The organism is Paraoerskovia sediminicola (assembly GCF_030296575.1).
Taxonomy (GTDB): domain Bacteria; phylum Actinomycetota; class Actinomycetes; order Actinomycetales; family Cellulomonadaceae; genus Paraoerskovia; species Paraoerskovia sediminicola.
Map to the genome: position 1 here is coordinate 3138348 of NZ_AP027729.1, position 18514 is coordinate 3156861.

At 71.7% G+C, this 18514-nt stretch carries 16 protein-coding genes; 6 read left to right on the plus strand and 10 right to left on the minus strand.

Going from position 1 to position 18514, the window contains the following annotated elements:
- Window positions 1-17 precede the first annotated feature (17 nt).
- Window positions 18-587, minus strand: a complete 570-nt coding sequence (locus QUE47_RS14525; protein ID WP_286217866.1) for a cupin domain-containing protein — start codon at window positions 585-587, stop codon at window positions 18-20.
- A 153-nt stretch (window positions 588-740) separates the two neighbouring features.
- Here QUE47_RS14525 and QUE47_RS14530 point away from each other — a divergent pair, with 153 nt between their 5' ends.
- Together QUE47_RS14530 and QUE47_RS14535 are read left to right on the plus strand one after the other, a co-directional pair.
- The gene (locus tag QUE47_RS14530) at window positions 741-1253 is read left to right on the plus strand and encodes a hypothetical protein (protein ID WP_286217867.1); all 513 of its coding nucleotides are present in this window, start codon (window positions 741-743) and stop codon (window positions 1251-1253) included.
- A 110-nt stretch (window positions 1254-1363) separates the two neighbouring features.
- Window positions 1364-1525, plus strand: a complete 162-nt coding sequence (locus tag QUE47_RS14535) for a LuxR C-terminal-related transcriptional regulator (protein ID WP_286217868.1) — start codon at window positions 1364-1366, stop codon at window positions 1523-1525.
- A gap of 70 nt (window positions 1526-1595) precedes the next feature.
- Here QUE47_RS14535 and QUE47_RS14540 read toward each other — a convergent pair whose 3' ends face one another.
- Genes QUE47_RS14540 through imuA' form a run of 3 tightly spaced genes read right to left on the minus strand, consistent with a single transcriptional unit; the run spans window position 1596 to window position 8099 of the window.
- Window positions 1596-5300, minus strand: a complete 3705-nt coding sequence (locus tag QUE47_RS14540; RefSeq protein WP_286217870.1) for an error-prone DNA polymerase — start codon at window positions 5298-5300, stop codon at window positions 1596-1598.
- The gene (locus tag QUE47_RS14545; protein ID WP_286217871.1) at window positions 5293-7116 is read right to left on the minus strand and encodes a DNA polymerase Y family protein; all 1824 of its coding nucleotides are present in this window, start codon (window positions 7114-7116) and stop codon (window positions 5293-5295) included. Before QUE47_RS14545 ends, QUE47_RS14540 begins: the two co-directional genes overlap by 8 nt.
- A complete protein-coding gene (gene imuA', locus QUE47_RS14550; protein WP_286217872.1) occupies window positions 7113-8099 on the minus strand; it encodes a DnaE2-dependent mutagenesis accessory factor ImuA' in 987 nt (328 codons plus the stop codon). Before imuA' ends, QUE47_RS14545 begins: the two co-directional genes overlap by 4 nt.
- A 229-nt stretch (window positions 8100-8328) precedes the next feature.
- Between imuA' and QUE47_RS14555 the strand changes: the two genes are divergently transcribed.
- Together QUE47_RS14555 and QUE47_RS14560 are read left to right on the plus strand one after the other, a co-directional pair.
- Window positions 8329-8910, plus strand: a complete 582-nt coding sequence (locus tag QUE47_RS14555; RefSeq protein ID WP_286217873.1) for a YbhB/YbcL family Raf kinase inhibitor-like protein — start codon at window positions 8329-8331, stop codon at window positions 8908-8910.
- Window positions 8907-9560 carry a YbaK/EbsC family protein gene (locus tag QUE47_RS14560; RefSeq protein WP_286217874.1) on the plus strand — a complete coding sequence of 218 codons (654 nt, stop codon included), beginning with the start codon at window positions 8907-8909 and terminating at the stop codon, window positions 9558-9560. The genes QUE47_RS14555 and QUE47_RS14560 overlap by 4 nt, the downstream gene beginning before the upstream one ends.
- Window positions 9561-9666: 106 nt before the next feature.
- Here QUE47_RS14560 and QUE47_RS14565 read toward each other — a convergent pair whose 3' ends face one another.
- The 4 genes from QUE47_RS14565 to QUE47_RS14580 are packed head-to-tail and all read right to left on the minus strand — an operon-like array spanning window position 9667 to window position 12644.
- A complete protein-coding gene (locus QUE47_RS14565) occupies window positions 9667-10272 on the minus strand; it encodes a GrpB family protein (protein WP_286217875.1) in 606 nt (201 codons plus the stop codon).
- Between the two features lie 48 nt (window positions 10273-10320).
- On the minus strand, window positions 10321-11316 hold the full coding sequence (locus QUE47_RS14570) for a siderophore-interacting protein (RefSeq protein WP_286217876.1): 996 nt from the start codon (window positions 11314-11316) through the stop codon (window positions 10321-10323).
- Between the two features lie 15 nt (window positions 11317-11331).
- Window positions 11332-12051, minus strand: coding sequence for an APC family permease (locus QUE47_RS14575; protein ID WP_286217877.1), 720 nt, complete (start codon window positions 12049-12051; stop codon window positions 11332-11334).
- Window positions 12051-12644: an APC family permease gene (locus tag QUE47_RS14580; RefSeq protein ID WP_286217878.1), complete on the minus strand. Its 594-nt coding sequence runs from the start codon at window positions 12642-12644 to the stop codon at window positions 12051-12053. The genes QUE47_RS14575 and QUE47_RS14580 overlap by 1 nt, the downstream gene beginning before the upstream one ends.
- A 1051-nt stretch (window positions 12645-13695) precedes the next feature.
- Here QUE47_RS14580 and QUE47_RS14585 point away from each other — a divergent pair.
- Both QUE47_RS14585 and QUE47_RS14590 read left to right on the plus strand, forming a co-directional pair.
- A complete protein-coding gene (locus QUE47_RS14585; protein ID WP_286219528.1) occupies window positions 13696-14667 on the plus strand; it encodes a DNA/RNA helicase domain-containing protein in 972 nt (323 codons plus the stop codon).
- Window positions 14654-15013: a nucleotide pyrophosphohydrolase gene (locus QUE47_RS14590; protein ID WP_286217879.1), complete on the plus strand. Its 360-nt coding sequence runs from the start codon at window positions 14654-14656 to the stop codon at window positions 15011-15013. Before QUE47_RS14585 ends, QUE47_RS14590 begins: the two co-directional genes overlap by 14 nt.
- Here the strand turns inward: QUE47_RS14590 and QUE47_RS14595 are convergent.
- Both QUE47_RS14595 and yicI read right to left on the minus strand, forming a co-directional pair.
- Complete coding sequence (locus tag QUE47_RS14595; protein WP_286217880.1) at window positions 15010-16008, minus strand: IS481 family transposase; 999 nt, start codon at window positions 16006-16008, stop codon at window positions 15010-15012. The genes QUE47_RS14590 and QUE47_RS14595 overlap by 4 nt on opposite strands.
- Before the next feature lie 160 nt (window positions 16009-16168).
- Window positions 16169-18502: an alpha-xylosidase gene (yicI, locus tag QUE47_RS14600; protein WP_286217881.1), complete on the minus strand. Its 2334-nt coding sequence runs from the start codon at window positions 18500-18502 to the stop codon at window positions 16169-16171.
- Window positions 18503-18514 lie beyond the last annotated feature (12 nt).

The following is an 18514-nucleotide window of genomic DNA, read 5'->3' on the forward strand; positions in this document are numbered from 1 at the left end:
CTGCAGTGCTTGGACCGTCAGCTGCGGTTGGGCGGGTGGACGCGCTCCCGGACGACGGTCGGCTCCGCGCTCTCTCGAGGCCGACCCGGGTTCAGGTGATCGGCGTCGCGCACGTCGCAGTACGCGGGCGGGTCCTCGACCGGCAGCGTCAGCGCGGCGCCCGTGGGCACGGTGTAGAACGTGGCCACGAGCACGAGCGGGTCCTCGCCCGTGTTCCACGCCGTGTGGATCTCGTCGCCGGGATCCACGAAGGTGTCGTGGGTGCGGTAGCCCCTCTCCACGCAGTCCGAGGCCCGCTGGTAGACCATGTCGCCGTCGATGACGTCCACCACCACCGGACCGTTGTGGGTGTGCCACGGAAACGCCGCGTCCGGGGCGACTGTGATGTGCGCGACGACGGTGTCATCGGCGTTCGTAGCGTGAGAGGTGATGACCTCGACGGTGATGGGCGTCTCGCCGGTGCCGCCGGTGTCGTCCGTCGAGGCCTGCGCGGCGGGGGCCGCCCAGCAGGTGACCGCCAGGGCGGCGGCGCCGGCGACGATCGCCAGGACGTGGCGTCGGTGGCTCGATACGGATGGAGTGATCATGGCGGAGCTCCTTGTCGAGAGCGCCGACGAGGCGTCGGCGACCGTGCCTCTCACTCTTCGCCCGCCCCGTCCACGAGGGCTATACGACGATCGTCGTATTCCGGGGTCGACGGGATCGGCGTATGTTCGTCAGTGACGGACCCGGAGGGCCTCATGGCAGACCTCACGTTGTCGACCACCGACATCGGTTCACTTCGCGACATCCTCGACCTCGCGGACTCCCGCAGCACTGCGCCGTCGCCCGCTGTGGTCGAGGAGCTGCTGCGCTGCATCGAACGGCTCTTCGACGCCGACGACGCCGCGTTCCACGCGATGGACGCTCGCGACTTCAGCTATCAGCACGTCCAAGAGGTCGTCGGCGACGAGGCGGTCGTGCTCGACGCTGCCGGTCTGGCGGCGTGGGGTGCCGACGACGACCCGGGGCTCCAGGTCCTCCGGGACCACTGGTGGGTGAGCTCGTGCAGCCTGATCGAACGCACGGGTGCGCCCGTGGCGACGAGCCTCCGGTCCTGGGTGTCCGAGCGCCGCTGGGCCGAGCACCCCGTCCACAAGGAGTGCCTGCCCTACGTCGACGAGCTGATCCTGGGCTACCCCTGGGAGGTTCCCGATCGCTACGGATCCTCGTCGGTCGCGAGACCGGTTCGGCGTTCGGCGATCGCGACCTGACCCTCTGGCGCCTGCTCCTGCCGCACCTGGAGGGTCTGCTGAGCGCGGTCGCCCTCGCTCAGGAGCCGTGCCGGCCCCTCTTGACCGCGCGACAGCGGGAGATCCTGCGCATGGTCGAGCTCGGTCTGCCCAACCGCGAGATCGGCACGGCTCTCGGCATCTCGGCGGCGACGGTGAGGACACACCTGGAGCATGCGTTCGAGCGGCTCGAGGTGTCGACGCGCACCGCGGCGGTGGCGGCTGCGTTCGGGTCCGTGCGGTCGGTGGCCTGACCGTCGACGAGCGAGTTCGTGTGCTTGGCACACTATTTTTGAAGTGCACACGCCGGCAAAGTCCCTGCGCTCACCGGAAGTTCCGGGAGGTCGTCGCGACCTGCAACGAGAGCGGCGCGAGGTGCTCGGCGACGAGGTTCGTCGCGCCGTCCGCCTTCTCGAGCCGACCCCGCACGATCATCGCCGGGGCTCGACGTGCCACCTGCCGGAACCGCTGCCACAGCCCTGGCGAGCAGATGACGTTGAGGATCCCGGTCTCGTCCTCCAGGGAGAGGAACGTCACTCCCCCGGCCGTGCCCGGCCGCTGGCGGTGGGTGACGACGCCGCCCACCGCGACGCGGCGCCCCTCCTCGTGCGTGAACGACTCGGAGACCGTGATGACCCCGGCGCGCACGAGCCCGTCCCGGACGAACTGGGTCGGGTAGGTCTCCGTGGAGACGCCCGTGGCCCAGACGTCAGCGACGGCGGACTCGATCTCGGACATGCCCGGCAGCGTCGGGGCCTCGACCCCGACGCTCACGCCGGGCAGGGTGTCGGGACCCTCCTGCGCCAGCGCTCCTGCCGCCCAGAGCGCCTCGCGGCGATCCACCCCGAGCGACGCGAGAACCCCTCCGGTGGCGAGAGCCTCGAGCTGCGCCGTGCTCAGGTCGACGCGCCGCACGAGGTCGCGCAAACCGGTGAACGGCAGGTCGGGAGCCCCGTCGGGGAGCTCCGTCCCGTCCGCCGCCCGGCGACGCGCCGCGACGATCCGCTCGGCGACGGGCTCCCCGACACCGCGCACGCTCGACAGCCCCATCCGGACGGCGAGGGTCAGGTCGGGGTGCGGTGCGCCGTCCGCCGGGGCGGGTCGGCGCGAGCCAGGGGCCGGGTCCGTCGAACCGGGGAGTCGCTCGACCCCTGCCAGCACCTCGGACGCGTTGATGTCGGGACGCAGCACGGTGACGCCGTGGCGGCGGGCGTCGGCGACGAGGGACTGCGGGGAGTAGAAGCCCATGGGCTGCGCGGCCAGGAGGCCGGCGAGGAAGGCCGCGGGGTGGTGCACCTTGAGCCAGCAGCTCGCGTAGACGAGGTAGGCGAACGAGTAGGCGTGCGACTCGGGGAACCCGAAGTCCGCGAACGCCTTGAGCTTGTCGAAGATCTGCTCGCCGACGTCCGGGGTGATCCCGTTGTCGGCCATGCCCTGCATGAGGCGCGCACGGAGCGCCTCCATGCGCTCGACCGAGCGCTTGGAACCCATCGCCCGCCGCAGCTGGTCCGCCTCGGACGGCGTGAAGCCCGCGACGTCGATCGCCATCTGCATGAGCTGTTCCTGGAACAGCGGGACCCCCAGGGTCTTGGACAGCGACTTCTCGAGCAGCGGGTGCAGGTAGGTGACCGGCTCGCGCCCGGCGTGCCGCTCGATGTACGGGTGGACGGACCCGCCCTGGATGGGGCCTGGCCGGATCAGGGCGACCTCGATGACGATGTCGTAGAAGCAGCGGGGTCTGAGTCGCGGCAGCGTCGACATCTGCGCCCGGGACTCGACCTGGAACACGCCGACGGTGTCCGCGGCGCAGAGCAGGTCGTACACCGCCGGGTCCTCGTCCGGGAGCCCGTGCAGGGTGAGCGCGACGCCCTCGTGCTCGGCGGCCGAGGTGAACGCGAGCCGGATCGCGGTGAGCATCCCGAGGCCGAGCAGGTCGAACTTCACGAGCCCTGCGTCCGCGCAGTCCTCCTTGTCCCACTGCAGCACCGTGCGCCCCTCCATGCGGGCCCACTCGACCGGGCAGACCTCGATCACCGGGCGGTCGCACATGACCATGCCGCCCGAGTGGATGCCGAGGTGGCGAGGCAGTCGCAGGAACCGCTCGGCGAGGTCGAGGACCTCGGTGGGGATCTCGCCGTCCTCGGCGGCGGACGGCGGACGGCGGGTCGGGACGACGTCGTGGCCGTCCGCCGTGGGGACGGGGACAGCCAGGTCGTGACCTCTGTGCGGGCGCGACTGTCGCGCGATCGTCCTGTCGGCGCCGGCCAGAGGATCCTCGATCGCGGGCGACGGACCCCAGAGCGCGGCGACGCGCGCGTCCTTGACCGCGGTCTTCGAGGGGATGGTGCCGGTCGCAGGACTCGCGCCCTGCGCAGGGGTCGCACCCTTGGCCCGGATACCGGCAGCCTTCGCCGCCCGGTCCGCGGCCGGGCTCGTCGGGTCGGGCCCGCGCAGCGACCCCCAGCGCTCGATCGACTTCGACCAGGCGTCCTGCTGACCGACGTCGTGACCGAGGGCGCGGGCGGCGTCGCGGACCGCGGAGCGGGGCCGGTAGGAGATCACGTTGGCGACCTGGGCGGCGTGCGTGCGGCCGAACCGCTCGTAGACGTGCTGGATCACCTCCTCGCGCCGTCCCGACTCGATGTCGACGTCGATGTCGGGCGGCCCGTCGCGCTCCGGGGCGAGGAACCGCTCGAACAGCAGCCCGTGCGCGACGGCGTCCACCGCGGTGATGCCCAGCGCGTAGCAGACGGCCGAGTTCGCGGCGGACCCGCGGCCCTGGGCCAGGATCCCGTTCACGCGACAGAACTCGACGAGGTCGTAGACGATCAGGAAGTAGCCGGGGAAGTTCAGCGTCGTGATGACCTCCAGCTCGTGCTCGATCTGCGCCCACGCCCCCGGCGTCTGTCCGGTTCCGGGAGCGATCGTTCCGGGATCAGGTGCCGGCCCGTAGCGCTCGGTCGCTCCGCGGTACGTGAGCTCGCGCAGCCACGAGGCCTCGTCGTGCCCTGGAGGCACCGGGTAGGGCGGGAGGTCAGGCGCGACGAGGGCCAGGTCGAACGTGCACTCGTCGCCGAGCGCGGCTGCGGTCGCGACGGCCTGGGGGTGCCGGCGGTGCCGGTCGAGCATCTCGGACGCCGAGCGCAGGTGCGCGGTGGGTGCTCCGGGCAGCCAGCCGTCCATGGCGTCGAGCGACGAGCGCGCCCGGACGGCGGAGAGCGCCCCGGCGAGATCCGCGTCGCGCGGCCGCGCGTAGTGCACGTTCCCGGTCGCGACGAGGGGAAGCCTCGCCTGCTGGGCGAGCTCGGCGAGCGCGTCGCAGAGGTCGGCGTCGCGCGGGTCCCCGGCGTCGGTGATCTCGACGGCCACGTTGTCGCGGCCGAACGCGTCGACGAGACGGTCCAGCTCGTACCGGGCGGCGTCGAGGTCGTAGGACGGCGTGCTCCCTGCGCCGCTGCGGCCGCGCCCTCTCGCTGCACCGCCACCCGCCGCACCGGTCAGCGCCTGGCGGACCGCCCCCTTGCGGCAGCCGGTCAGGACCAGCCACTGGCCGTCGGCCTGCTCCCCCAGCGTCTCGAGCCGGTAGGCCGCTGCGCCCTTGCGGCCGGTCTCCAGGTGGGCGGTACCGATCGCGCTCGCGAGGTTGCGGTAGCCCTGCGGCCCCCGCGCGAGGACGAGCAGGTGGGTCGCGCGCGGGTCGGGCACCCCCGTGGGCGGGTCGAGCACGGGCGCGCCCGAGGCGTGCACGGCGTGCCCGCGCCCGCCGGACCTCGACCCGAGGGCCCCGGACGGCGGGGCCCCCGGCACGAAGGGCAGGTGCAGCTCGGCGCCGAACACGGTGGGCAGCCCGACCTTCCGGGCGGCCTCGGCGAACCGGACCACGCCGTAGAGGCCGTCGTGGTCCGTGACCGCGAGCGCCGAGAGCTCGAGGCGGGCGGCCTCGGCGGCGAGCTCCTCGGGGTGGGAGGCGCCGTCGAGGAAGCTGAAGGCGGTGTGGGCGTGGAGCTCTGCGTAGCGGGGGTCAGTCATAGATGGCCTCCACGACCCAGGCGCCCTGGCTGCCGGCGAGGAGCAGGCCGGAGCCGTCGTCGAGCACGACCTGGAGGTAGACGCGTCGTCGGGGTGCGGGTGTCCACCAGCGTTCTGCGACGGGCCAGGGGCCGGCCCAGCCGTGGACGGTGCGGGGGGTGCCGTCGGGGCCGGGGACGACCTGTGCGGGGGGTGCGTTCATGGTCAGCCGGGTGTCGACGACGACGGGGCGGTCGTCGGCGGTGAGCACCCTGACGTCGGCGGGTGGGGTGAGGACCGTGGCGGGTGCGGGGCTCGGGAGTGCGCCGGGCCAGGGCAGGTCGGGGTCTCGCGGGGGCGGGGCGTGCTCGCCGAACGGGACGAGGTGCACGCGGTCTCGGGCGTCGCGGCCGCCCTGGAGGCTGACGGTGAGCACGGCGTCCCCGCCGAGCAGGCCTTGGACGCGACCGAGGGCGCGCCGGGCGCGCAGGTCCTCGCCGCTGGAGGCTCCCCAGAGTCGGGGCTGCTGTGCGCCGGCGACGACGACCTCCTCGGCGTCGATCGAGAGGTGGACGATGCGTCCGATGCCGCTGTCGTCGTCGGGGGCGGGGTCGTGCGCGTCGTGGGTGCGGTAGCCGTCGGGGGTGCCGTATCCGTCGGGACTGCCGTTGGTGTCGCGACTCCCTTCGTGGCCTCCTCCGCGGCGCGTCCGCGCCCGGCTGCGTGCGACGCGACCCTGCTCGACGGCCGAGGCCGTCATCCATCCTTCGAGCTGCCACCGGACCCGTTCGGTGATGCGTGCGGCGGTGAGTCCGCCCATCGCGTCGTCGCCGCACCGCCAGACCCGTTCTAGGTCGTCACCGGCCTCGGTGCGTGCGCCGATGCGCAGTCGTCCGGCGGCGAGGGAGCGCCGGACGAGCTGGTCGTGGAGGTCCTCGGCGAGCCTGCGTGCGGCGAACGCCGCGATGTCGACGCGCTCAGCGGGCGGGTCGAGCTCTGCGGCGACGCCGACGTCCGGTTCGGTGCGTCGCTGCGCGGGCGGGCGCAGATCGGCGCCGGAGGCCAGCCGGTGGGCCCACACGCCGAGGTCGCCGAAGCGGGAGTGGACGTCCGCGGCGGGCAGCGCCAGGAGCGCGCCGAGGTCACGGATGCCGAGGCGACCGAGCAGGTCGGCGAGGTCGATGACGGCTCGGACCTCGACGCTTCCGCCGGCGGCGGCGTGCACGAGGTCGACGACAGGTCGGGGTGCGAGGTAGGCGGCGGAGGTTCCGGGTGGCACCACGCGCTCTCCTCGGGCGGCGAGCACCGCGGCCAGGACGCCGTCGGCGATCCCGACCTGGGACTCGTACCCGGTGCGCTCGACGACCCGGGTGACCAGCGCCTCCGCGAGCGCCTCCTCCGATCCGTGGTAGCGGCTGGCGCCGTCTGCTGGCAGGAACAGGAGCCCGGGGCGAGCGATCTCGAGGCCGGCGACCACGGTCTCTGCGGCAGCGACGACGGGTTCGAACTCCCGGGCGTCGCGTGCCTCGTCGGGGGCGAGGATCTCGATCCCGGGGCACAGCTCCTGGGCTCGGCGTCGCCGCATGCCTCGGCGCACCCCGGCGGCGCGGGCCGTCGCGGAGGCGGCGACCACCTGCGCTCCCCCGGCCCCACCGAGGATCGCGGCGGGCACGCTCGCCGGGATCCCGCCGACCGTCATCCCGGCGAGCACGGGCCAGTCCGGGACCCACAGGACTGCGGTACGGGTGGCGGCGGGTGCGGCTGTGCCGGTTCCGGTGCCGGTGCCGGTGCCGGTGGCGTCCTGCGCGGCGGTCTCGGCCGTTCGGGCGGGGCTCATCCGACGAGCCTCAGGTCCGGTCCGGGCACGTCGTGGACAGCGCCGGGCGCACCTGCCACCGCACCGGGCGCACCTGCCACCGCACCGGGTGCACGGCTGTCGGCGAGGGGTCGCAGCGGCAGGTCGATCTCGAACCGCTCGGCGCGGGCGGCACCGGCGCGGCCGGTGCGTTCGACCGGCAGCGTGCGGCTGCGCAGCCAGCCGGCCCCGTGGTCGAGGGTGTTCCAGCGCCCGGTCCCGGCCACGAGGGCGACGTGCGCCCCGGGCCACGGGCCGGCGGGCACGAGCAGGCTCCCTCGTTCACGTGCTCGCGCGGTCAGGCGTCGGCGGTCCGCGTCGGTCATCGCCGCCTGGGGCCCGAGCACCACGACGTCGACCCCGTCGACGAGGGCGGCCGCAGCGGCCGCGGCGTCAGCGCCCGGGGCGGGGACGAGAGCTGTGCGTTCGAGCACGATCCCGGCGTCTGCGGCAGCGACCATCCCGACCCGGTCGTGGCCCAGCAGCGCGGTCCAGGCCCCGGCCCGTGAGGCCTCGGCGACGAGGGACAGCAGGAGCGAGGTGGAGCCCTGGACGGCGACGACGGTGCCGCGCTGAAGCGACCCGTGCGGCAGGAGGCACGCCAGGTCGGGGTGGACGGGCCAGTAGCGCTCCGAGGTCGGGGACACCTCGGACTGGCGCACCTCGACCGCCCGGCGGAGCGCAGGCGCGCGCCGCAGCCGGTCCAGGGTCGTGACCGGCGCAGGGGCCTCGCGGCGGACCCCGGCACGCTGCTCCGCCGAGCGCAGCACCGCTCGGGCGAGCGCTGCCTTGTCCGGTGCCGCCGCGCCTCCGACCGCCGCGCCTCCGACGGCTGCACCGCCCATCTCCCTGCCATCCATCGCGACGTCCCGTACGTCCGTGTCCGTAGTGGCGGTGGCGGTGTCCGGAGCGGCGGTGGCCGGGCGCGAGATGTCGATGATCCCGCTGCCACCCGTCGCGTTCATCACGTGCCCTCCCAGCGATCGTGCTGCCGGTGGTGACCGGTGACGGAATGCGTACGCCTCCGACTGCAGCATGTTCGAACACCTGTTCGAACACCTCATTAGTACACGCCCCCGCCGACACCCGTGTCAACCGGCCTTCACCTCCCTGCGACCGCGCCCTGGAGCACACGAGCACCGCCGCCGCGGCGACCGAATGCGTGTGTCGGACGCTCTCGGCACCATGGGACGCATGGATATCGACGACCGCCCCGTGCCCCCGGATCCCTACACGCAGCTCCCGCCCACCCCGTCGTTCACCCTCACCAGCACCGATGTCACCGACGGCGAGGAGATCGGCGACACGTTCGCCGCCGACGGCGACGGCCTGTCCCCCGCGCTCGGCTGGTCCGGGTTCCCGGACGGCACCCGGTCGTTCGTCGTGAGCTGCTTCGACCCGGACGCACCGACGCCCGCCGGGTACTGGCACTGGACCGTGGTCGACGTCCCCGTCGGGACGACGTCCCTGCCCACCGGGGCGGGCGACCCGGACGGCGAAGAGTTGCCCGACGGCGCGTTCCACGTGCGCAACGACGCCGGCGGCCTCGGCTACACCGGCATGGCGCCCCCTCCCGGCGACCGCCCGCACCGGTACGTCTTCGCGGTGCACGCCCTCGACGTGGACACGCTCGACCTCGACCCCGAGGCGACACCCACGGCCGTCGCCTTCAACGCCCTCTTCCACACGATCGGCCGCGCCACGCTCACCGGCACCTACGTCCTCCCGGCCGAGCCGGAGGGCGCCACGGAGACCGCGACGACGGGTGACGCATGACGGCGAGCGGGCGGGCGTCGTCCGACACCGCCACGGGTGACCGGACCGGCGATCAGGCCGGCGGCACGACCGACGGGCTGCCGACCCTCGGCGCCCTGGACTGGCTGCCGGCCCTCGACCGGCCCGACCTTCTCGCCGCACCGGTGCACGCCGCCCTGCGGCGGTGGGCGGACGACGACCCGCGGGTCGCCGCTCAGGTCGCGGTCGCGGAGATCGACCCCGAGCACGCCGACACCGAGACCCTCAACCGGGTGCACGCGCTGCCGCCCGAGGTGTCGGCGAACTGCGTCGTCGTGGCCGGGCGCCGCGGTGGTGACGAACGGGTCGCGGCGGTCGTCGTGCGCGCCACGACGCGAGCGGACGTGAACACCCGTGTCCGGCATCTGCTCGATGCCCGCAAGGCGTCGTTCCTGCCGCAGGACAGAGCCGTCGAGGAGTCGGGCATGGAGTACGGCGGCATCACGCCGCTCGGGGTCCCGCCGGTGTGGCGGGTGCTGGTCGACGCGCGGGTCGCCGAGCCGGGGACGCTCGCGCTGATCGGGAGCGGCGTTCGACGGTCGAAGGTCCTGCTGCCGGGCGACCTGCTCGCGGCCGCGCCCGGTGCCGAGGTGATCGAGGACCTCGCGGTGAAGGTCCCGGTCGACCGGTGACGCCCCGCTGAGCCCTCGGGCGGGCCGTCGGTCTCGACCGGTCCGCTCCGGTCCGGCGACCCGGTGTGGACCGCCGGTCCAGACGACCGGACACAGACGAACGAGCTCAGACCGCCCCGCCCGGGCCGCCGGTCTCGCGACCCTCGGACCGCTCCCGTGCGCGCTGCTTGATCGCCTCGATCACTGCGGTCTTGGCGTCGGCGTAGGCGTTCATGTCCGGCCAGTCCCGCTGCGCCAGGCCCCGCTTGGTCGCCTCGTAGAGCTCGCGGTCGGTCGCGTCGACCCGGAGGTGGTCGCGCAGGAGGAGGTAGTCCGCCGCGGCCGGGTCGTCGGCCTCCAGGACGTGGACGTGGACGTCGCGTGCCGCGGTCCGCACCATCCGGTGGCCGGGCTCACGGACGCGAAGGACGTACCCGGCACCGATCAGCGGGTCGAGGTAGTCCTCCTCGGCCGTGATGTCGGGCACGGTCACCACGATGTCGATGATGGGTTTGGCGGCCAGCCCGGGGACCGAGGTGGACCCGATGTGCTCGACCGCGAGCGCACCGTCGCCGACGGCCCCGCGGATGCGGCTCGCGTGGTCCTCGTAGCGGCCGGCCCATGCCGGGTCGTGGTCGACGAGGTAGATGTCCCGCTTCTCGACACCGCCGACGAGCTCGGTCCGCGTGACGTCGGTCCTGCGGCGTGGGCGACGGTCGTCAGGGGCTGGCACGGCGCCGATCTTATCGGCGCCGGGGGCCGCGACCGGTGGCGGGCAGTGTCAGCACTCGGCGCGGCCGGCGCGCCAGTAGCCCATGAAGGCCACGACGCGGCGGTCCACGCCGAGCTCGCTCACGAGGTAGCGGCGCAGCGTCTTGATGACACCTGCCTCCCCCGCGAGCCACGCGTAGAGGACGGTGTCCTGGACGAGAGGCGCTCCGGTCTCGTCGACGGGCACCTCCCAGAGGAGGGTCTTGTCGACGTCGACGTCCTCGAGCGTGCCGGACGGCGCGGTGCCGGTCTCGACGGCCGTCGCCCCGGTCACCGGCTCGCTCTCGGACCGGCGCACGCCCATCGCGAGCAGGCGGTCCGCGGCGCGGCTGACGGCCGGGATCAGGTGGGTGCCGTGGTCGGCGCCGTCGCGCGGCAGCCAGGTCACGCTGACGCCGGCGGGGACGTCGAGCGTCCAGGTGTCGTCGGAGGTCGGGACCTCGAGGAACACGTCGCCCACGGCGTCGTCGGGCAGGGACTCGCAGATCGAGGCGATCGCGGGCACGGCGGTCTCGTCACCGGCGAGCAGCAGCGCGTGGCTCGCCTCCGGGGGCCGGAACTCGAGCCCGCCGGACGGCCCGTCGTACAGCGCGTTGGGGCCGAAGATGACGAGATGGGTGCCGGGCACGGCGGCGTTCGCCCAGCGCGACGCAGGGCCGCCGTCGCCGTGGAGCACGACGTCGACGTCGATCTCCTTGCGGTCCTGGCGCACGGCACGCACCGTGTAGGTGCGCAGCGGGTTGCGGCGTTCCTCGGGCTGCTCACGCCACGCGAGGTACCAGTCGGGGCTGCGGTCCAGGTGGACGTAGCCGCCGTCGGGCGCGGGGAGCACGAACTTGATGCGCTGGTCGCGGCCGCTGTCGCGGAACAGGTGGAGGTCGTCCCCGGTGAAGGTGATGCGCACGAACGACCTGCACAGGCGGGTGACGCGTCGCACCTCGACGTCGAACATGCGTGACGGGGCGACGAACGAGTCCTCGGTGGCCTGCTGCACGGTCTCCGTCATGGTGGCAAGGCTAACCTAAGGTTCTCGGTGATCGGAACCCCGGATCTCGTCACGTTCTTCGGGAGCGTCGGTCCCGTGCAGGATCGCCCAGCGTCCCGCGAGCGCTGCTGCGAGCAGTGCGCCGCCGACGATCACGGCCGAGATCGGCAGGGTGATCGCGAGCACGACGCAGCCGACCAGCCCGGTCCAGGCGACGAACCGTGGGTACCGCCGGAACTCCCCGCTCTGCCGCAGCGCCGAGGCGTTCGCGATCGCGTAGTAGACCAGCACGCAGAACGACGAGACTCCGACCGCGGCGCGCAGGTCGGTCATGATCACGAGCACGACGAGGACGATCCCGAGGGTGATCTCCGCGCGCTGCGGGACGGATCGCTGCGGGTGGACGACGGCGAGGGCGCTCGGGAGGTCGCCGTGCCTGGCCATGGCGAGTGCCGTGCGTCCGACACCGGCGATGAGGCCGAGCAGCGCACCCAGGCACGCCGCGGACGCCCCGAGGGCCACGACCGCGACCCAGCCGCCATGACCGGCTGCACGGACGACGTCCGACAACGGCGCGGTGGACTCGGCCAGCCCGTCCACACCGAGGGTGCGCAGCGCGATGACGGCCAGGACCAGGTAGACGGCCAGGACGATGCCGAGGGACAGGACGACGGCGCGCGGGATGGTGGAGCGCGGGTCGCGGACCTCCTCGCCGAGCGTCGCGATGCGCGCGTACCCGGCGAAGGCGAAGAACATCAGGCCGGCGGCCTGGAGGATGCCGAAGATCCCCTCGGCGAAGACGTCGCCCCACAGCTCGGCGACCGCGGCGCCGTCGGCGGCGGCCCGCCGGCGGCAAGGACGACCACGAGGAGGAGGACGGCGGCCGTGATCGCCACGAGCACGCGCGTCACCTGGGCGGTGCGCGTGATCCCGCGCAGGTTCACGGCGACGAGGACGACGACGGCCAGCGCTGCGACCGGCCGCAGAGCGCCGGGGGCGACGTAGGCCGCGAACGTCAGCGCCATCGCTGCGCACGACGCCGTCTTGCCGAACAGGAACGCCCACCCCGCGAGGAACCCCCACCGCGGCCCGAGGTGGGCACGGCCGTAGAAGTAGGCGCCACCCGAGGTGGGGTGCTGCGCTGCGAGCTGGGCCGTGGACGTGGCGTTGGCGTACGCGACGATCCCGGCGAGGACGATCGCGATGATCAGCCCGGCTCCGGCAGCCCGCGCGGCAGGCGCGAAGACGGCGAAGACCCCCGCACCGAGCATCGAGCCGACGCCGATGAGGACGGCGTCGCCGAGTCCGATGCGTCGCTGGAGGGAGCCGGACGGCGCGGGGCTTGTCACATCAGTGACGGTACGTCTCCCCGGTGGACGGACAGCGTCAGGACGCGCGAGGCGGCGGCATGAGGCCGAACACAGTTGGCCAGTCACTCGTTACGGCGGCGGGCGCAGACCAGACGGCTGTCGTCGTTGTCGCGTTGCTCTGGGCCTGACACCAGCGCGAGCAACACCGGGCGACCACGCCCTACGCTGCGGACATGGCCGAGGACACCTCCACGAGCGATGCCGCCGGGCCACAGGGCTTCGGCACCCGCATCGAACACTTCGCCTTCGACCGCGCATCGATCGACGGATGGCACGACCCCGAGGACAAGCACCGCAGCTGGCCGGTCGTCTACACGCTGAACAACGAACGCCAGGTCTACGTCGGCGAGTCCATGAACGCACTCGGGCGCATGCACCAGCACCTCGACTCCGGCACGAAGTCTGGTCTGCGCGCGGTACGAATCATGGTGAACGACGAGTTCAACAAGTCAGCGTGCCTGGACCTCGAGTCCTACCTGATCCGACTCTTCTCGGGCGACGGCGGGCTCCAGGTCCTCAACCGCAACGCCGGAGTGGTCGACGCCAACTACTTCGACCGGGCCCGCTACCAGAAGACGTTCGAGGAGATCTTCGAGCAGCTCCGCGAAGAAGGGCTCTTCGACAAGCGGATCGCCCAGATCGAGAACAGCGACCTGTTCAAGCTGTCACCCTTCAAGGCCCTGAACGACGACCAAGCGATCGCGATCGAGGACATCGTCGAGGGTCTGCTGGAGGATCTTGAGGCCGGGCAGACCAGCACCGCGGTCATCGAGGGCGGGCCCGGCACGGGAAAGACCATCGTCGCGATCTACCTCCTCAAGCTGCTCACGGACATCCGCGAGCGCAACGACCACGACAACCCGGACGCCGAGCTGCTGTTCAGCGACTTCTTCGTCGCCGGCAACGCCGAATTGCTCCAAGGGCGCCGCTTGGGCCTGGTCGTTCCCCAGCAGTCGCTGCGAGCCTCGGTGCAGAAGGTCTTCGCCAAGACTCCGGGGCTGAGCCGAAAGATGGTGCTCTCCCCTCGGACATCGCCAATGCCACGGAAGCGTTCGACCTACTCGTCGTCGACGAGACACATCGGCTCGCGCAGTACGGACCCCAGGCCAACGGCGCCATGCTCAACAGGTTCCGAACGATCAACCAGGCACTCGCCCGGGACGGCGAGGACTGGGAGCAGCTCACACAGATCGACTGGATCGTCCGCAAGAGTCGCCACCAGGTGTTCCTCGTCGACGAAGGCCAGAGCGTTCGGCCGATCGACATACCGAGCCAGGTGCTCGGTGCGCTACGCGCCCGAGCGGTCGAGACGAAGCGGCACTACCCGCTGAGCTCGCAGATGCGGGTCCTCGCCGAGGGCGACTACCTCGGGTACGTGCGGGACGTGCTGAGCGACGAGCCGCCGTCCGACGCCAGGACCTTCGCGACCTACGACCTGCGATTCTTCGAGAGCGCGTCGGCGATGCGGGACGAGATCGTCCGCCGCGACGAGGAGCACGGACTGTCGCGACTGGTGGCCGGGTACGCCTGGGAATGGAGAACGAGGAAGGACCACTCCCCCGGCGCCTACGACATCGAGCTCGACGGGATGCGGCTGTGCTGGAACCGGAGCGACATCGACTGGATCAACTCGGCAGGTTCCCTGGACGAGGTCGGCTCGATCCACACGGTGCAGGGGTACGACCTCAACTACGTCGGGGTGATCATCGGGCCGGAGCTCTACTACGACGCCACGACGCGATCCGTCGCCATCGACCGGGCGCACTACTTCGACAGGCGCGGCAAGAGCAACCTGACGATGCGTGGCATCACCGTGACCGACGACGACGTGCTCGCGATGGTGCGGAACGTCTACGCCGTCCTGATGTCCCGAGGTATGCGGGGCACGTACGTGTACGTGTGCGACCCGGCGCTGCGGGAGCATCTGCGCCCGTACTTCACGGCGCGAAGTCGGGTGCCAGCACGACGACAGATCGGAGGGAACGAGCATGAGCACGGCTGATGAGACCCTGGCGAGCCTGACCCGACAGATCCGCGAGTTCTCCCGCGAGCGCGACTGGGAGCAGTTTCACGACCCCAAGTCACTCATCCTCGCGCTCGTCGGCGAGGTCGGAGAGCTGGCCGAGCTGTTCCAGTGGGTACCCGCCGACGAGGCGGTCTCCCAGTTCGAGGACGTGGCGCGGCGGCGGCGAGCCGGCGAGGAGATCAGCGACGTGCTGATCTACCTCCTCCGGCTCGCCGACGTGCTCGGTATCGACGTCGCAGCAGCGGCGGCAGCCAAGCTCGAGGGGTCGCGCGCGAGGTTCGACGTCGCGAACGTCCGGGGCGTCGCGCCCCGGAAGGACTAGCTGTGATGTCCAGGGAGGTTGGTCAGTCGAGTGACCGGTGGTTTGCCTCCGATGGCGGAGTGGGCTCGGTGGTGATTGTAGAAGTGCAGCCAAGCGGGTAGAGCGTCGTTGCGTTCCTGGGTCGAGGCGTAGAAGCGTGTGTAGGCCCATCCGTCGCCCAGTGTGCGGTGAAAGCGTTCGATCTTGCCGTTGGTCTGTGGACGGTAGGGCCGGGTCCGCTTGTGGGTGATCTCGAGTTCGGCGCAAGTCTCTCGCCAGGTGTGCGAGCGGTAGCAGCTGCCGTTGTCGGACAGCACCCGTTCCACGCTGACGCCGCGCTCGGCGAACCATGCAACGGAGCGACGAAGCACGCCGGTCGCGGTCTGGGACTTCTCGTCGGAGTGGATCTCGGCGTAGGCGACCCGGGAGTGGTCGTCGATGACCGTGTGCAGGTAGGCGATCCCGATACGTGGCCGGTGGCCCTTGCCGCGTTCGCCCGTGCGGTGGGCTGTGGCAATGGCGTTGGCCCTGCTCTGCTGGCGACTGAGGAACTTGTGCCCGCCACCATCGGGGATGTTGGCGAACTTGGTGACGTCGACGTGGATCAGCGACCCGGGATGGTCGTGCTCGTAGCGACGCAATGGTTCACCGGTGACCCGGTCGATGCGCGAGAGCCGGTTGATCTGGCAGCGCACGAGCACCGCGTGGACAGTGGAAGCCGGGATCGCGAGCCGGCCGCCGATCTGGACCGGGCCCAGTCGCCTACGCCAACGCAGAGCCATGATCTTCTTCACGACCTGCGGCGGCGTTCTCGTGGGGCTGATGTGGGGTCGTGAGGTGCGGTCGACCATCCCGGCCGGTCCCTCGGCGCGGTAGCGGTCCGCCCACTTCTTCGCGGTCCGCGGGCTGACCATGAACATCTTGGCGGCGGCGGCGTGAGTCCAACCGCGATCGATGACGAGAACCGCGAGTCGAGCACGGGCTCGTGGGGTCAAAGCAGCGTTAGCGTGGGACACGAAGGCCTCCGGTTGGTGAAGCGGTGAACTAGACAGCTCCACTTCACAACCGGAGGCCTTCGCCTGTCAGGACGACTCTCCGTCAAACACCAGGACAACATCCCTGGACATCACAACTAGCCGACCACACCACGTGCGTGCGGCCTGCCTGCGTTCGTCCTCAGTCCTCGAGGCGCACGATCCCGTCCTCGGCGGGTACCGCGGCCCGACCCACCGCTTGCGCCGACCACCCGTTGGCCAGGCCGGACTCGACGATCGTCGCGCCGCCTTCCCGGCGCACGACGAACGTGTGCTCGCTGCCGTCGTCGGCCACGACAGAGACCTGACGGACCCAGTCGGTCTCGGCGACAGCGTTCACGAGGACGCTCAACCCGTCGAGGTGGTCGCCGTCGGGGCGGTCCCCGGAATCCTGGAGCGGGATCGCAGCGCCGGGCCGCACGTACAGGGGAAGCGAGTCGAAGCCGTGGGTCTCACGGACCCAGCGCCCACCGGTGACGCGCGTGCCGCTGAGCAGGCTCACCCATTCGCCCGCAGGCAGGTAGACGTCGACGATCCCCTCGGCGTCGAAGACCGGCGCGACGAGGAGGTCGGGGCCGAGCATGTACTGGCGGTCGAGCTGCTGCGCGGTCAGGTCGTCGGTGAACTCCAGCATCATCGGCCGCATGAGCGGCATACCGGTCGCCGCAGCCTCGCGTCCGGCGGCCACGAGGTACGGCGCGAGCCGGTTCTTCAGCACGGAGAACCGACGGGTGACGGCGACGGCGCTCTGCGGGTCGGTCTCGTCCTCGTCGAACATCCATGGCACCCGGTAGGACTCGCTGCCGTGGTAGCGGCTGTGGCTCGAGAGGAACCCGAAGGCCGTCCACCGCTTGTAGACGCCCGCGTCAGGGGTGCCCTCGAACCCTCCGATGTCGTGGCTCCAGTAGGCGAACCCGCTGAGGGCGAGCGACAGGCCGCCCCGCAGCGTCTCGGCCATCGACGCATAGCTCGACGTGGAGTCGCCGCCCCAGTGGACGGGCAGCTGCTGGCCGCCGGCGGTGGCGGAGCGCGCGAAGAGCAGCGCCTCCTTCTCGCCCCGCTCCTCCACCAGCACCTCGTGGACCGTGCGGTTGTACAGGTGCGTGTAGTAGTTGTGCATCCGCACCGGGTCCGAGCCGTCGTGCCAGACGACGTCGGTCGGGATCCGCTCGCCGAAGTCGGTCTTGAAGGCGTCGACGCCCTGGCGCAGCAGGACGCGCAACTTGCTCTTGAACCACTCGCGGGCGTCCGGGTTGGTGAAGTCCACGAGCCCCATGCCTGCCTGCCAGCGGTCCCACTGCCACGTCGAGCCGTCGGCGCGGCGCACGAGATAGCCGCTCTCCATCCCCTCGGCGAACAGCGGCGACTCCTGGGCGATGTACGAGTTGATCCACACGCACACCCGCAGTCCGCGCTCGTGGAACCTCGCGAGCATGGCCTCCGGGTCGGGGAACACCGCCGGGTCCCAGACGAAGTCGCACCAGTTGAGGCCACGCATCCAGTAGCAGTCGAAGTGGAAGACGGAGAGCGGCAGCCCGCGGTCGCGCATCCCGTCGATGAACCCGTTGACGGTCGCTTCGTCGTAGTCGGTCAGGAAGCTGGTGCTGAGCCACGGCCCGTAGCTCCACGCCGGCACCTCGGGGGCACGACCGGTGAGTCCGGTGTACCGGCGCAGGACCTCGGCCGGTGTCTCTCCCTGGATGACGAAGTACTCGAGAACCTCGCCGGGCACCGAGAACTGCACCCGCTCGACGGCCTCCGAGCCGACCTCGACCGACACGTGGCCCGGGTCGTTGATGAAGACTCCGTAGCCCCGGTTGGTCTGGTAGAACGGCACGTTCTTGTACGCCTGCTCGCTCGACGTGCCGCCGTCGGCGTTCCAGAGATCGACGGACTGACCGTTCTTGACCAGGGGGCCGAAGCGTTCCCCCAGCCCGTACACGAGCTCGCCGACGCCTAGGTCGAGCTGCGTCATGACGTACCCGGACCGCTGCTCTCGGCGCACGTCGAAGGGCGTCGGCTCCACGAGCGCCTCGGGTGCGACGTCGAACCAGGCGACGGACTTGTGACCGGCGCCGGTGAGCCGGCGGGGAGGTCCGCCGTCCGACGCGACGTCGAAGCGAAGGTCCCACGGCGCGTCGTCGTCGATCGAGACCACGAGGTCACCTGTGCGCAGGCTCGTGGTGGTCCCTCGGCGGTCGGTCTTGACCTCGGAGGGCTGCTCGGAGATCTCGAAGCGCTCGACGTCACGCTGCCCGGCGTGGTGGACCACCCGCACCCGGGCGACGCCGGGGGCAGGTGAGGTGATCGTCGTGGTCAGCGTCGGCTGGTTGAGCAGGTCTCCGCGGCTGGTCGAGACCTTCGTGCGGGCGAGGATGCGCAGCGCGTCGGCCGAGACGTCGACACGGTCGACCTCGCGCGCATAGTGGCCGGTGACGCCGGAGCGCAGGTGCCAGAAGCCGTCGGTGAACTTCATCAGTCGTTTCCT